Raw genomic sequence first — 14,084 nt, 5'->3', positions numbered from 1 at the left:
TCATAACATTGTTAAAATAAGAACAATTTTCAATAATAGCTTGAAAGGAAATTCATTGTGTCACATAAAACTTCGCTAAGTTATAAAGATGCAGGCGTTGATATTGATGCCGGTAATGAGTTAGTAAATCGGATTAAACCAGTGGTTAAACGAACTACCCGCCCGGAAGTAATGGGGGGATTGGGTGGATTTGGCGCATTGTGTTCTATACCAGAAAAATATAGACAGCCTATATTAGTTTCAGGTACCGATGGTGTGGGGACTAAATTACGTCTTGCAATGGATTTAAATCGTCATGAGACTATTGGTATTGATCTCGTTGCAATGTGCGTCAATGATTTAATTGTCCAAGGTGCTGAACCTCTATTTTTCTTAGATTATTACGCAACAGGAAAATTAGATGTTGATGTTGCAACGGAAGTTGTGACTGGTATTGCTGAAGGTTGTCAACAAGCTGGATGTGCTTTAGTCGGTGGAGAAACAGCAGAAATGCCGGGGATGTATCATAATAATGATTATGACATTGCTGGCTTCTGCGTTGGCGTAGTAGAAAAATCAGAAATTATTGATGGTTCAAAAGTGCAAAACGGCGATGCGATCATTGCATTAGCTTCAAGTGGTCCACATTCCAATGGTTATTCTTTAGTACGAAAAATTATTGAAGTTGCCGGAGTTGATCCTAACAAAGAACTGTTAGATGGTGTTCCATTAGCGGATCATCTATTAACCCCAACTAAAATTTATGTGCAATCAGTCCTTAAATTAATTTCTCAGATTCCTGTTCACGCTATAGCTCATATTACTGGGGGAGGTTTTTGGGAGAATATTCCTCGTGTCTTACCTGATAATACTCAGGCGATTATTAATGGTGAAAGTTGGCAGTGGCCGAGTATATTTCATTGGCTTCAACAAGTCGGTAGCATCGATAGCCATGAAATGTATCGTACTTTCAATTGTGGTGTCGGTTTAATTATTGTATTACCTAAGTCCTTTGTTGAGCCTGCTATCAAATTCTTGAACGCCTGTGGTGAAAAAGCTTGGCTATTAGGTGAAATTAAGTCATCGAATTCAGTAGAACGCGTCGTAATAAAATAACAACACAAACAAAGGGCAAATTAACGCCCTTTTTTTTGGATTATACAAAATGAAGAAAAGAATTATAGTATTGGTTTCTGGTAATGGTTCGAATCTTCAAGCAATTATTAATGCTTGTCAAAATAACTTAATCAATGGAAAGATTGTTGCTGTAATCAGTAATAAACCCGATGTCTATAGCCTAATGCGAGCCAAACAAGCCAATATCCCTAGCCATGTTATCAATCATAAAGAGTTTGCAACACGTGAAGCATTTGATCATCAACTTCAATTGCAGATCGAACAGTATCAACCAGATTTAATTGTATTGGCTGGATATATGCGTATTCTAACCCCGCATTTTGTTCAGCATTATTCAGGTAAAATGTTAAATATTCATCCCTCTTTATTACCCAAATATCCCGGTTTAAATACGCATCGTAGAGCAATGGAAGCTGGGGACAAAGAACATGGCACAACAGTTCACTTTGTTACGGATGAGTTAGATGGTGGACCGATCATTTTACAAGCTAAAGTCCCTATTTTCGATAATGATGAAGAGCAAGATATTGTTGAACGAGTATTGGCTCAGGAACATCAAATTTATCCATTAGTGATAAAATGGTTTTGCGATGATAGATTAACAATGATAAATGGTCGTGCTTATTTAGATCAAACCATGATACCGAAATCCGGTTATGCCGAGGATTAATTAATATTAGATCCATAATTGCTGTTATAAAAAATGAATTATGAGGATAAATAAATTAGCAGCAAATTGTCAGATTTAATTTTTTTAGATTGTAATCAAATTATTACAAAAGAAAGATTGACCTTTTTTAAATAATTTGCCATGTTAGTCATAAATTAATAATATGTAAATGTTATTTGTTTTAATAATAATAGGGAGATAAAGTATGACTATAAGTATCACCAGTAAACAAATGGATATTACACCAGCGATCAGAAGTTACATTGAAGATAAAATGACAAAACTCGAAAAATGGAGAGCGCTGTTAATTAACCCTCATTTCATACTATCAAAAGAACCTGATGGATTTTTAGTTGATGCAACCATTGCAACTAAGGGGTCTTCATTAGTTGCCTCAGCCAAACATGACGATATGTATACAGCAGTTAATGAGCTTATAGCTAAATTAGAAAAACAACTCAATAAGCTCCAACATAAATCTGAATCCCGACGAGCATCAGAAAGTTTAAAAGATTACATCCCGCAATAAGATAATAATAAGTAATCAAGAACGCATCTCATGATGCTTTAATAATGTGCTGATAAATCAAAAATAATAGTTAATTTATCAGCATTAACTAAACCAAGTCATCAATCAAATCTAACGTTCCTTATCAAATTAAAATTTATGCTCATTCATTTGCTAATTTGATAAAATGAAAGCATATCGACTTCTGTCACTCACTCTTAAATATATATTCAGTTCTTTATAAAAGATAACTGAATTAATTATGCTACTTAGTATCGAGAATTTAATATGTCGTTAAAATCCTCAGTCTTAATTTGTTATCTTTGCTTGTTGTCGCCTATAGCTTACGCAGATGGTTTAGATGGTTCTAGACTTTCATTAAATTGGATTATTCCTTTCGGCGCAATTTTATTATCAATTGCATTAATGCCAATACTTTTTAAATCGCTTTGGCACCACCACTACGGTAAAATCATTTTCGGATGGACACTAGTATTTATCGGACTATTCAATTGGCAATTTGGTTTATCGTCAACGATGCAACTTGTCTGCCATGCTATCTTAACTGAATATATTCCATTTATGATCTTACTGCTGGCACTTTTCACAATATCAGGTGGCATCCTAATTGATAGTAATATTAAGGGTACTCCTATAAATAATACGCTATTGCTTTTAATTGGTATATTACTCGCTTCCATAATGGGAACTACCGGTTCCGCCATGTTAATGATTCGACCACTTATCCGTGCTAATGAACAGCGTCAACACCGTGTACATATTATTATTTTCTTTATTTTTTTAGTTGCTAATATTGGAGGGGGACTTACTCCATTAGGTGATCCTCCGCTATTCATCGGTTTTTTAAAAGGCGTGGATTTTATCTGGACATTGCAACAGATGGGGTTACCGGTATTGCTCAATACAACATTATTACTGACATCCTTTTATATTATTGACCGCTACTACTATCGAAAAGAGCCGCAGCCCTACCTAAACAATAATACTGAATCCTTAGTTCTAAACATTGAAGGTAAATACAATTTCATTTTACTTATTCTTGTTATTCTAACCGTTTTGATGACAGCTATATGGGAAACTAACATAAGCATTGAATTCTTATATACAACTATCAGTTTATCAAACCTTATTCGCGATTTATCGTTAATAATATTAATAATCTTATCACTTAGCATAACTACTAAATCATTACGTATCCGTAATCAATTTCATTGGCATCCTATGATTGAAGTAGCTAAATTATTTATTGGTATATTTATCACAATCACTCCTGTTATCGCAATTTTAAAGGCGGGTAATGAAGGGGAATTATCAGACATGATATCTGTAGTGACAAATAGTAGTGGTGAACCTATTAATAATATGTATTTTTGGTTAAGTGGACTTTTATCCGGATTCTTAGATAATGCACCCACCTATTTAGTATTTTTCAACCTTGCATCAGGTGATGCCAACATATTAATGTCAAATTTTCCTACCACTTTACTAGCAATATCAATGGGATCAGTATTCATGGGTGCATTGACCTATATAGGTAATGCACCTAATATCATGGTAAAAAGTATAGCTAATCAGTCTAATATCAATATGCCTAGCTTTTTTGGATATATGCGCTGGTCGATTAGTCTATTAATACCGTTATTTATTATTGACAGCCTAGTCTTTATTAGGCTTTAACCAACTCATCAAGCTTTTTGATAAGTTGAAGAAAAATAATTACCTGCATATCTTCTTTTAAACATTCTTCAAAATAAGGATGCAGAGAAAAATTACGAGGAATATCGCCATTAGCATCAATAATGGCACGCATCCTTGGTAAAAATATCCATTGTAACCATTGATATGAATGCATGGTATCAATAGCAAAAGGTTGCTCACTTAAAAAGGCATCAGGTTTAGGGGGTACAACCTGCCATAAACCTATACGTTGCATTTCTTGTTCAATGTCATTAAGTAATTGACTAAATTGTTGGTTAAAATTGTTCATTTTTGCTCACATAAAATCGAAAAAATCATTGCATTTTTATTCGATAACTTAATGATTATTTTACTAAATTATGGTAATAATCCCAATCAAAATAAGGACCCGGATCAGTTTTACGAATTGGTGCAATATCACTATGTCCAACAATAGCTTGGATCGGATAATAGTGTTTTAGACATTGCGTAATTTTAGCTAATTGCTGATATTGAATTTCATTAAAAGGCTCAAAATCACATCCCTCTAATTCGATTCCAATTGAATAATCGTTACAATTAGCCTTCCCCTCAAAACAAGACTGACCTGCATGCCAAGCACGCTTATCAAATGATACAAACTGTACCACCTCACCATCCCGTCGAATAAATAAATGACTGGAAACCTCAAGATGATAAATTGTCGAAAAGTAAACATGTTCTTTGGGATTCAGATTTCCAGTAAATAATTGTTCAACATAAGGTCCGCCATACTGTTTTGGCGGTAAACTAATATTGTGGATCACTAATAGTGTTATCATTTCGCCGATTGGTCGCTCATTAAAATAAGGTGATGCAATAAACCTTGCCCCATCTAAGCAACCTTTTTGTATTGTGGTCAACATTTATAACCTAATTTTGGTTTAGTAATTTGCTGATATTATCGCAAAATTATAACATGTGTTGAAATAATGGTTAACGATTTGCTTGTGAGTAACGTGAATCGTTATTACCTATTTTAGAGGGATTATAAAAATGCATAAACTGCCGTTATAACATTAAATTGGTAAATTTTAAGGCAACTTATGCATTACAAAAAATTCAAGTTCCATTTAACCACATCAGGTTTCACTTTAATTGAACTGATGATCGCTATAGCTGTTATTGCCATTTTAGCCGCAATTGGTATGCCCACCTATCAAGGATATGTTCAGAAAGCTGCCATGACAGATATGTTGCAAGCGATCAGCAGTTATAAAACCGCAGTCGAAATTTGTTCATTTTCTCAAGGTAAACTCACTTCCTGTAATAGTGGTAGCGAAGGTATTGCTGAAACTAAAACAACTAACTATGTAGCATCAATAAAGGTTAATTCAGGAATCATCACTATGAAAGGTCGCAATACACTTTCCGATCTAACAGTCACATTGACACCTACTATTAATAACAAAAGCGGCGATGTCAGTTGGTCTAAAAACTGTCAAAGTAGTGAGGAAAATAAAACATTAATTCAGGCATGTAACGACGTATTTAGGTTTTAAAAATGAATCATACTACTCAATATGCTGAAAACGAGGTAATTCAAATTACCAATCAAATCATTCAAGATGCAATAGCAAAGAGAGCATCAGATATTCATTTTGAGCCGTACCAAGCACTCTATCGTATTCGAATTCGTGTTGATGGCGTTCTGCAAATGATTAGAACATTATCAGTAACATTAGCTAAACAAGTTACTGTAAGGATAAAGATCATGGCTAATTTAAATATTGCTGAACAACGTTTACCACAAGATGGTCAATTAGCTATTGGTAATCTCACAATGCGAATATCAACGTTACCCATTTTATACGGCGAAAAAATAGTATTAAGAATAATGGATAATTCCCAGCATGGTTTATCGCTTGATCAAATTGGGCTAGATCAACAACAACTTAATGATTACAAAACGTTATTAGACAGTCCTCAAGGCTTAATTTTGGTCACTGGTCCAACTGGAAGTGGTAAAACAATAACATTATATAGTGGATTAAATTACGTAGAGAGTTCCCAACGAAATGTGTGTAGTGTTGAAGATCCGATTGAAATACCACTACTTGGTATTAATCAAACACAAGTTAATATTAAAGCTGGCTTAGATTTTACTTCTGTGTTACGTGCATTATTACGACAAGATCCCGATATCATTATGATTGGTGAAATACGAGATCAAATCACGGCAGAAATTGCCATTCAAGCTGCACAAACTGGTCATTTAGTGTTATCTACGCTTCATACTAATTCCACAGCAGAAACACTTGTAAGATTAAGTCAAATGGGAATTAAGACCTATTTAATTGCAGCATGTTTAAAACTCGTTATTGCTCAACGTTTGATAAGAAAACTCTGTCCACATTGTAAAATTATTGCCACAGATCCACTAATCATAGAAGAAGATGGTCAAACAAATCAATATTCTCAATATATTGCAAAAGGCTGTGAACACTGCCTGGGTGGTTATTATGAGCGAATTGGTATTTATGAATTTCTAATAATTACACCGGAAATCAGTTCTTTATTACTCGCCAGTGATCAATTTTCATTAAATCAAATACAACAATTGATAATTCAACAACAGATTATCACTCTATCCATCTCCGCCTTAAATCTGGTTAAAAAAGGTATAACGTCTTTGGCTGAAGTACAGCGGGTATTAGGTGAAAATAATTACTAATGGTTATCACTATGAAGCGAATATATTTATGGCAAGATATATCAGGGAAGCAACATATATTGGTAGCAAAATCGTTTTATCAAGCACGCCAAGTATTACTATTACAACAAAAACTATTTTTTAAACTAACTGCAAAAAATTATATTAGCAAAAGAAGCTTTTCTATCCAACAATTAATAGTTGTTACTAAACAACTAGCTACGATGTTAAAAGCGGGTTTACCTATTATCGAAACATTGACACTTATTGCTAATGATCACCCTATTTTACAATGGCAATGGTTACTTAACGAGATTAAACAACAGCTAATACTGGGTAAAACGATTACTCAAGCACTTAGCCGTTATCCTGATATTTTTTCTCCTCTCTATCAAGAAATCATTGCTACAGGGGAAATAACAGGTCAGCTAGAAAATAGTTTTGCTCGCCTAGCTGAATTACTTGAAAAAAATCACCAACTCAGACAAAAAATCAAAAAAGCACTACGTTACCCGATTTTTTTATTATTGGTGACAATAATAGTCTGCCTAATTATGTTATTAGTTGTCCTACCTAATTTTATTGATGTCTATCAGAATTTTGATGCTCAATTGCCACCATTTACCCAAGCTGTAATTACCTTTTCTAACTTTTTACAAGAAAAATATCTGGTTCTTTTATGTATAATTTTTATCTCTAGTGTTATTTATCAAAAATATCTAAAAAAGCGTTATGGTCAAATAATTTTGCAACTACTTTTAAAACTGCCTGTTTTAGGACAATTGCTTATCAGCGCAAATTTAACACTAATTTTTCAAACACTGTTAATAACCCAACAGTCGGGTATTCCACTCATTGCAAGTATTGCAACTGCTCAAAAAACGACTTATCACCAATTATTTCAATATGCTCTTGCAAAAATTAATATCGCTATAAAACAAGGTAAATCATTTAGTCTTGCAATTGATGAAATTACAATTTTTCCGAAAATTTGCTTCCAACTTATTCGTGTTGGTGAGGAATCAGGAACACTTGAAATCATGTTGCAACGATTAGCCAATTATTATGAATCACATAATGATCAGTTAACCGATAATTTAACTAGTAAAATTGAACCATTTATGATTTCTATTATGGCACTGATTATAGGAAGTTTAGTGATAGCAATGTACCTGCCGATTTTCCAATTAGGGAGTGTTATTCATTAATGAATATAATACTAATCTTAATTACGGGAGGAATTGGCTTATGTTTAGGTAGTTTTGTTAATTTAATAATCAGTCGTTATTCACCAAGCCAAACTACTTATCAATTTTTAGTGACTATTATTTTTAAGCGATCTTATTGTCCTCAATGCAAACATAATTTAACAGGATTTTCCTTAATACCCGTCATATCATGGCTAATTCAGGGCGGTAAATGTCGTTTCTGTCAGACATCTATTGCTATCCATTATCCTGCTATGGAAATGCTATTTGCAATCATCAATATATTTATCATTACTTATTATAGTATTAACTTATGGTCAATCATGTTAATTTTACTTACCATGATTTTTATTATTCTCATTATTATCGATTACCGATATTTAATACTACCTAATTGTTTCAATTATTTGATATTGATTCTTGGTTTAATAAGTTCTACTTTCGGAATAAACCAAATTGTATTATATGATGCGTGGATAGGTATGGTATTGGGAATGCTCCTCCTTGGAGTTCCTTCTTTAATCTATTACCTCATAACTAAACGAATTGGTTTAGGCGGAGGTGATATAAAATTACTTGCAGCTTTGGGGACGTGGGTTAATTATCATTATTTACCAATATTACTCATAATTGCGTGTATGATCGGTTTAATTTTATTTGCTATCCATAAACATCCATACTTAACCAAATTTAAAACTCATACCGTCAACCAATCCAAAGTTATTCCATTTGGACCGTGTCTAATTATTGCAGCCTATTGCTTATTACTTTCCTAAAAAACAATAAAATAGGTCTATGATATTTCATTTGATTTATATCTCACCAAGAAGAAGGAATAGGTGTTATTCATAGATTTCAAGTCAATATTTCCATAACATCTTGATTTCCTTTTATCTTTTGTTTTTAAAAATAACAAACTATGATTATCTTTAATCTTACTAAATGTTGCAGATACCTATCAATATGTTAAGCTACGTGAAATATAACGAAATTATCCCAATTAATATGCCTTATATTGTTGCCTTAACGGGTGGAATAGCAAGTGGCAAAACAACCGTTGCTAACCTTTTTGCCCAATTAGGGGTACCGATTATTGATACAGATATTATTGCTAGACAGGTAGTACAACCTGATACCGTTGCCTATAATGATATTATTGCTCACTTTGGTCAACAAATCGTTTTACCTTCACACGAACTTGATCGGAATAAATTAAGAACAGTTATATTCAATCAACCAGCAGAAAGAGCATGGTTAAATAACTATTTGCATCCAATCATTTTATCTGAAACACAAAAGCTAATTAAACAACAGCATTCACCTTATGTAATATGGGTGGTTCCTTTATTAATCGAAAATCAATGGAATGTCTACGCTAATCGGACACTAATTGTAGAAACAGCACCGGATATTCAGTTAAAAAGACTACAAAAACGCGATAATATAGATAAAAATTTAGCTAAAAATATGATATTATCTCAATTAACAGATGAAGATAGACGTCGTTATGCTGATGATATCATTATCAATAGTCATCAAACCGTTGACCTCACTCGACAAGTTTTTTTATTACACGAACAATATCTCAATTTATCGCATAAAACAACTTTGTAATTGAACATACATGTATATGGGTAATGCCAAAACTATGGTGATTTTTGAACATCCACTCAATGAAAAAATACGTATTTGGTTACGCTTGGAATTTTTGATTAAACAATTGATGTATAATAAAAATTTTGACGCTAATAATGCGTTATATTTTTTTCATTTATTAAATGAAATATTGGAAATTATCGAACGTAACGATATTCGAGCTGATTTAATTAAAAGTATTGAAGAACAAAAACAAAAGCTATCTATTTGGTTGAATGTACCGGGGGTCGACACACCGTTACTTGATGATTTATTAAGTAAATTAAATGTTTTAATTCAACAATTAAGTCTCGATCCTAAAATGGGTTATGATTTAAAAGATGATCGTTTTATTACAGCAATTCGCAAACGTTTAACAATTCCTGGTGGATGCTGTAGCTTTGATTTACCTTTTTTCCATTTATGGTTACAACACCCTCAATCCTTTCGTGAAAACCAAATTAATCAATGGTTAGATAGTTTTTCAACTCTATTTCAAGCAATGTCCTTATGTATGCAATTGATCCGTCAATCTAGCCATTTTAAAACCTTGCTATGCACTAACCGTTTTTATCAAAATAGTCAGGATGATATTAGTCTCCTAAGAATTAAAGTACCTTTTGATAAAAGGCTTTATCCACAAGTTTCCGGTAATAACAATCGTTTTGCTATACGCTTTTTACCACTGGAACCCACATTGGATAATGACGAACAAGAAGAATCAGCTGAATTTGAGTTTGAGCTTGCTTGTTGTTAAGCTAAGTATTGAACTCATTTTATGCTAAAATACCTGATAGTATAGAAAAGACTTTATTTAATATGAATTCAGAAAAAACCTTTGTTAAATGCCCTACTTGTCAAAAATCGATCGAATGGAATGATAGCCACCCTTATCGACCATTTTGTAGTAAACGATGTCAGCTCATTGATCTTGGTGAATGGGCAAATGAGTCTCACCGTATTGCCTCTGAGGATATAGTTGAAGAGGAATTATGGAGCGAAGCAACTAACAAAATTGATGAGTATAATTAATGAAAATTTTGGCTATTGAAACCTCTTGTGATGAAACAGGTGTTGCAATTTATGATGAAGAACAAGGATTATTAGCTAATCAACTTTATTCACAAGTTGATTTACATGCCGATTATGGTGGCGTGGTACCAGAGCTTGCATCCCGTGATCATATTCGCAAAACCATACCCTTGATTAAAGCCGCATTAGATGAGTCGGGATTATCCGCATCAGATATAGATGGGATAGCTTATACTGCAGGTCCTGGTTTAATAGGCGCTTTGTTGGTTGGTGCTTCAATCGGTCGTTCCCTTGCTTATGCATGGAATATTCCAGCAATTGAAGTACATCATATGGAAGGACATTTGCTAGCTCCAATGTTAGAGGATAATCCCCCTGCCTTCCCATTTATTGCACTATTGGTTTCGGGTGGACACACACAATTAATTAAAGTTAGTCAACTTGGACATTATGAATTATTAGGTGAATCAATTGATGATGCTGCCGGTGAGGCTTTTGATAAAACGGCAAAATTACTTGGTTTAGACTATCCGGGAGGAGCCAAATTATCGAAATTAGCTCAATCCGGTGACTCTCACCGCTTTCATTTCCCTCGTCCAATGACAGATAGACCCGGATTAGATTTCAGTTTCTCAGGTTTGAAAACTTATGCAGCAAATACCATCCAGCAACATCAGCCATTAGATGAACAAACGAAAGCAGACATTGCCCGTGCTTTTGAAGATGCGTTAGTTGATACTTTGGTCATTAAATCCAAACGAGCTTTACAACAAACTGGCTATAAACGTTTGGTTATTGCTGGGGGGGTAAGTGCCAACATAACATTGCGTCAGCAACTTACGAAGATGATGGATAAAATTGGTGGTCAGGTTTATTACCCTCGTCTTGAATTTTGTACCGATAATGGCGCAATGATTGCTTACGCTGGTATGGTACATTTAAAAGCAAAACAATCGGCTGACCTAAGCATCACTGTTAGACCAAGATGGCCGCTAAGTGAGCTTAATAACGGATAAGCCTGAATTAATAAAGAAACTATATTTAAATATTATTAAGTTCAAATATTGTTAAGTATAAAATTGGGAGTTAATCTCCCAATAAAATGACTCCAATAATAATTAATTGACTCAATCCGAGATTATTTTTCTTCAATTACATCATCAGCATTTACAGCATTTTGCTGACTATTCGCTACTTTTTCAATATTACGGTTTATATTAAATAATACACTTATTAGTTCACAGCCAATACGAATGGATATCGCACCCATAACAATTGTTATAATGCCAGATATAATCCCTGACATTGCCATAAAGAAACTTATACCTATTAATGACAAACTACCCAGAATAATAAAAAGACCAGAGATTGATACGCATAATAATGCTAGCCAATAAAAAAGAGGTAATAATTTTGGGGTAAGCATTTTATTAAAAAATAAAAGGTCTTTAATAGTAAGCCCTTTTAAATCAAAAATATCTTTCATTTTATTTCCTTTATAAAAAAATTTAGTGATTATTACGTTTATCTGCGATAATTAGCAAAGTCATTAAAAAATAAATTACTCAATAAATCAATCGCTTTTTAAGAAAAAAAACAGACTGAGATTTTACATGAAAACTTATATTCCCGGCAAAGATGCCGCTCTAGAAGATTCAATCCAACATTTTCAACAACATTTAGCTAATTATGATTTAGAAATTAAAGAAGCATCTTGGCTAAATCCGGTGCCAAATGTATGGTCTGTACATATTCAAAATACTCATTGTCCATTATGTTTTGCAAATGGGAAAGGTGCTAGTAAGAAAGCTGCATTAGCGTCGGCTTTAGGTGAATATTTTGAACGTTTATCAACCAATTATTTCTTTTCGGATTTTTATCTTGGTAAAAACATAGCCGAAAGTGATTTTATCCACTATCCTACTGAGAAATGGTTTGCAATCCCTAATGATAATAGTATTCCTGTAGGTTTATTAACGCCGGAATTATTGACATTTTATGATCCAGATAACGAATTATCGGCCAGTGATTTAGTTGATCTCCAATCGAGTCATTCACAACGTGGTATTTGTGCATTACCTTTTATTCAGCAGTCTAATCAATCAACCGTTTATGTACCTGTTAATTTAATTGCAAACTTATATGCTTCTAATGGTATGTCAGCGGGTAATACACGAAATGAAGCTCGTGTACAAGGCTTGTCTGAAATTTTCGAGCGTTACGTTAAAAATCGTATTATTAGTGAAGCTATTAGTTTACCTTTGATTCCTGAGGAGATACTAAATCGCTATCCTAATACTTTAAAATCAATTATATCTTTAGAGCAAGAAGGCTTCCCTATTTTCTGTTTTGATGCATCATTAGGTGGTCAATTTCCAGTAATTTGCGTCGTCTTGTTTAATCCAGAGAATGGAACTTGTTATGCTTCTTTTGGGGCACATCCTAATTTTGGTGTGGCGCTGGAAAGAACGGTAACAGAATTATTACAAGGCCGAAGTTTAAATGATCTCAACGTATTTTCACCTCCTTCCTTTGATAACGATGATGTTGCAGATCTAAGTAATCTTGAAACCCATTTCATTGACTCTAGTGGTTTAATTTCATGGGATTTATTTAATCAACACGCTGATTATGAATTTGTTGAATGGTGTTTTTCGGGAACAACTGAACAAGAATTTAATAATCTTATGACTATTATGCAAAAACATGACGTTGAAGTTCTAATAATGGATTATCAACATTTGAATGTTTATGCTTGTCGAATTTTGGCAGTGGGTATGTCTGAAATTTATCCGCCAGAAGATCTGATCATTGCTAATAATAACATGGCGATCAATTGGCGTGATACCATTTTATCACTCCCCAATAGCCAACTTAATCCAGATCAGTATTTAGCCTTAATTGACCAACTTGATGATGATGGCTTAGATGATTTTGCCAGAGTTCGTGAATTACTTGGCTTAGCTACCGGTAAAGATAATGCATGGTTTACTCTACGTATCGGCGAATTAAAAGCAATGTTGGCGCTAGCTGGTCAAGATCTTGATCAAGCCAAAGATTGGATTGACTGGACAATTGAAATGAATAGTTCTGTTTTCTCTAAAGAACGTAATCATGCTTATCGCTGCTTACAAACACTGGTTAATTTTGCCCTATCTAGAGATAAAGACTATTTTGCTGATTATCAATCAGCTTTTAATAAAATGTATGGCACGACTGTCGTTAATGATATGTGGCAATATGTTATTGGTAATAAACGATTTTATGGATTATTCGCAGTAGATAATAATTTAACAGAATTTACTGCTCATCAACAATTATTATCCGTCTACAACAAACTCCATCAAACTATGCTTTGAAACTAACAGATTATATAGTAGGGCTGGTGCTCTACTATATCAATTCATCATCATAAAATTATCATTTTTTAAAAGTGATTTTAGATATCACGTTAATTTTTAAAACTCTATCCAACATAATATTTTTTAATTGTGACTATTTTAATTGGATAAAAACTGTAGAATG

Annotated in this window: 16 protein-coding genes; 13 read left to right on the top strand and 3 right to left on the bottom strand. The window is 33.4% G+C overall.

Annotated elements, in window-relative coordinates; translation table 11 throughout:
- The first annotated feature begins 57 nt into the window (after positions 1-57).
- The 4 genes from purM (at position 58) to FPB0191_RS02410 (ending at position 3,992) form a co-directional block, all read left to right on the top strand.
- A complete protein-coding gene (gene purM / locus FPB0191_RS02425) occupies positions 58-1,095 on the top strand; it encodes a phosphoribosylformylglycinamidine cyclo-ligase (protein ID WP_039103745.1) in 1,038 nt (345 codons plus the stop codon).
- 49 nt (positions 1,096-1,144) lie between these two features.
- A complete protein-coding gene (gene purN, locus FPB0191_RS02420) occupies positions 1,145-1,786 on the top strand; it encodes a phosphoribosylglycinamide formyltransferase (protein ID WP_039103744.1) in 642 nt (213 codons plus the stop codon).
- Between the two features lie 205 nt (positions 1,787-1,991).
- On the top strand, positions 1,992-2,315 hold the full coding sequence (raiA, locus tag FPB0191_RS02415) for a ribosome-associated translation inhibitor RaiA (protein ID WP_039103742.1): 324 nt from the start codon (positions 1,992-1,994) through the stop codon (positions 2,313-2,315).
- A gap of 267 nt (positions 2,316-2,582) precedes the next feature.
- Positions 2,583-3,992, top strand: coding sequence for a sodium:proton antiporter (locus FPB0191_RS02410; RefSeq protein WP_039103740.1), 1,410 nt, complete (start codon positions 2,583-2,585; stop codon positions 3,990-3,992).
- Here FPB0191_RS02410 and FPB0191_RS02405 read toward each other — a convergent pair.
- Together FPB0191_RS02405 and ampD are read right to left on the bottom strand one after the other, a co-directional pair.
- Positions 3,982-4,302, bottom strand: a complete 321-nt coding sequence (locus FPB0191_RS02405) for a YqcC family protein (RefSeq protein WP_039103737.1) — start codon at positions 4,300-4,302, stop codon at positions 3,982-3,984. The two genes, FPB0191_RS02410 and FPB0191_RS02405, sit on opposite strands and share 11 nt — an antisense overlap.
- A gap of 55 nt (positions 4,303-4,357) precedes the next feature.
- On the bottom strand, positions 4,358-4,897 hold the full coding sequence (gene ampD / locus FPB0191_RS02400; protein ID WP_039103736.1) for a 1,6-anhydro-N-acetylmuramyl-L-alanine amidase AmpD: 540 nt from the start codon (positions 4,895-4,897) through the stop codon (positions 4,358-4,360).
- Positions 4,898-5,077: 180 nt separating this feature from the next.
- Here ampD and ppdD point away from each other — a divergent pair, with 180 nt between their 5' ends.
- The 8 genes from ppdD to tsaD all read left to right on the top strand — a co-directional run bounded on the left by ppdD (position 5,078) and on the right by tsaD (position 11,575).
- On the top strand, positions 5,078-5,533 hold the full coding sequence (gene ppdD / locus FPB0191_RS02395; RefSeq protein ID WP_052236704.1) for a prepilin peptidase-dependent pilin: 456 nt from the start codon (positions 5,078-5,080) through the stop codon (positions 5,531-5,533).
- 2 nt (positions 5,534-5,535) lie between these two features.
- On the top strand, positions 5,536-6,705 hold the full coding sequence (locus FPB0191_RS02390) for an ATPase, T2SS/T4P/T4SS family (RefSeq protein ID WP_052236703.1): 1,170 nt from the start codon (positions 5,536-5,538) through the stop codon (positions 6,703-6,705).
- A gap of 11 nt (positions 6,706-6,716) precedes the next feature.
- Positions 6,717-7,892 carry a type II secretion system F family protein gene (locus FPB0191_RS02385; RefSeq protein WP_162485147.1) on the top strand — a complete coding sequence of 392 codons (1,176 nt, stop codon included), beginning with the start codon at positions 6,717-6,719 and terminating at the stop codon, positions 7,890-7,892.
- A complete protein-coding gene (locus FPB0191_RS02380) occupies positions 7,892-8,668 on the top strand; it encodes a prepilin peptidase (protein ID WP_039103734.1) in 777 nt (258 codons plus the stop codon). The genes FPB0191_RS02385 and FPB0191_RS02380 overlap by 1 nt, the downstream gene beginning before the upstream one ends.
- Before the next feature lie 229 nt (positions 8,669-8,897).
- Positions 8,898-9,506: a dephospho-CoA kinase gene (gene coaE / locus FPB0191_RS02375; protein ID WP_039103732.1), complete on the top strand. Its 609-nt coding sequence runs from the start codon at positions 8,898-8,900 to the stop codon at positions 9,504-9,506.
- 34 nt (positions 9,507-9,540) lie between these two features.
- A complete protein-coding gene (locus FPB0191_RS02370; protein ID WP_162485146.1) occupies positions 9,541-10,284 on the top strand; it encodes a cell division protein ZapD in 744 nt (247 codons plus the stop codon).
- A gap of 62 nt (positions 10,285-10,346) precedes the next feature.
- Positions 10,347-10,559 (top strand): DNA gyrase inhibitor YacG, encoded by a 213-nt coding sequence (gene yacG, locus FPB0191_RS02365; protein ID WP_039103731.1) that lies wholly within the window; start codon positions 10,347-10,349, stop codon positions 10,557-10,559.
- Positions 10,559-11,575: a tRNA (adenosine(37)-N6)-threonylcarbamoyltransferase complex transferase subunit TsaD gene (tsaD, locus tag FPB0191_RS02360; RefSeq protein WP_039103730.1), complete on the top strand. Its 1,017-nt coding sequence runs from the start codon at positions 10,559-10,561 to the stop codon at positions 11,573-11,575. The genes yacG and tsaD overlap by 1 nt, the downstream gene beginning before the upstream one ends.
- A gap of 122 nt (positions 11,576-11,697) precedes the next feature.
- Here the strand turns inward: tsaD and FPB0191_RS02355 are convergent, their stop codons facing one another.
- Positions 11,698-12,045: a DUF4282 domain-containing protein gene (locus FPB0191_RS02355; RefSeq protein WP_052236700.1), complete on the bottom strand. Its 348-nt coding sequence runs from the start codon at positions 12,043-12,045 to the stop codon at positions 11,698-11,700.
- A 127-nt stretch (positions 12,046-12,172) separates the two neighbouring features.
- Here FPB0191_RS02355 and ycaO point away from each other — a divergent pair, with 127 nt between their 5' ends.
- Positions 12,173-13,918, top strand: a complete 1,746-nt coding sequence (ycaO, locus tag FPB0191_RS02350) for a 30S ribosomal protein S12 methylthiotransferase accessory factor YcaO (protein WP_039103728.1) — start codon at positions 12,173-12,175, stop codon at positions 13,916-13,918.
- The last annotated feature ends 166 nt before the right edge of the window (positions 13,919-14,084 follow it).

Origin of the sequence: Frischella perrara (genome assembly GCF_000807275.1) — a bacterium.
Classification (GTDB): domain Bacteria; phylum Pseudomonadota; class Gammaproteobacteria; order Enterobacterales; family Orbaceae; genus Frischella; species Frischella perrara.
The sequence above is the reverse complement of the archived record's forward strand: the minus strand, read 5'-3'. Positions and strand labels throughout refer to the sequence as shown.

Bases quoted from the DNA above. Each gene is read 5' to 3' on its own strand.
- ppdD (WP_052236704.1), top strand. From the start codon at position 5,078: ATGCATTACAAAAAATTCAAGTTCCATTTAACCACATCAGGTTTCACT.
- ampD (WP_039103736.1), bottom strand. From the start codon at position 4,897: ATGTTGACCACAATACAAAAAGGTTGCTTAGATGGGGCAAGGTTTATT.
- ycaO (WP_039103728.1), top strand. From the start codon at position 12,173: ATGAAAACTTATATTCCCGGCAAAGATGCCGCTCTAGAAGATTCAATC.
- FPB0191_RS02380 (WP_039103734.1), top strand. From the start codon at position 7,892: ATGAATATAATACTAATCTTAATTACGGGAGGAATTGGCTTATGTTTA.
- FPB0191_RS02390 (WP_052236703.1), top strand. From the start codon at position 5,536: ATGAATCATACTACTCAATATGCTGAAAACGAGGTAATTCAAATTACC.
- tsaD (WP_039103730.1), top strand. From the start codon at position 10,559: ATGAAAATTTTGGCTATTGAAACCTCTTGTGATGAAACAGGTGTTGCA.
- FPB0191_RS02370 (WP_162485146.1), top strand. From the start codon at position 9,541: ATGGTGATTTTTGAACATCCACTCAATGAAAAAATACGTATTTGGTTA.
- coaE (WP_039103732.1), top strand. From the start codon at position 8,898: ATGCCTTATATTGTTGCCTTAACGGGTGGAATAGCAAGTGGCAAAACA.
- FPB0191_RS02405 (WP_039103737.1), bottom strand. From the start codon at position 4,302: ATGAACAATTTTAACCAACAATTTAGTCAATTACTTAATGACATTGAA.
- FPB0191_RS02410 (WP_039103740.1), top strand. From the start codon at position 2,583: ATGTCGTTAAAATCCTCAGTCTTAATTTGTTATCTTTGCTTGTTGTCG.
- purN (WP_039103744.1), top strand. From the start codon at position 1,145: ATGAAGAAAAGAATTATAGTATTGGTTTCTGGTAATGGTTCGAATCTT.
- yacG (WP_039103731.1), top strand. From the start codon at position 10,347: ATGAATTCAGAAAAAACCTTTGTTAAATGCCCTACTTGTCAAAAATCG.
- FPB0191_RS02385 (WP_162485147.1), top strand. From the start codon at position 6,717: ATGAAGCGAATATATTTATGGCAAGATATATCAGGGAAGCAACATATA.
- FPB0191_RS02355 (WP_052236700.1), bottom strand. From the start codon at position 12,045: ATGAAAGATATTTTTGATTTAAAAGGGCTTACTATTAAAGACCTTTTA.
- raiA (WP_039103742.1), top strand. From the start codon at position 1,992: ATGACTATAAGTATCACCAGTAAACAAATGGATATTACACCAGCGATC.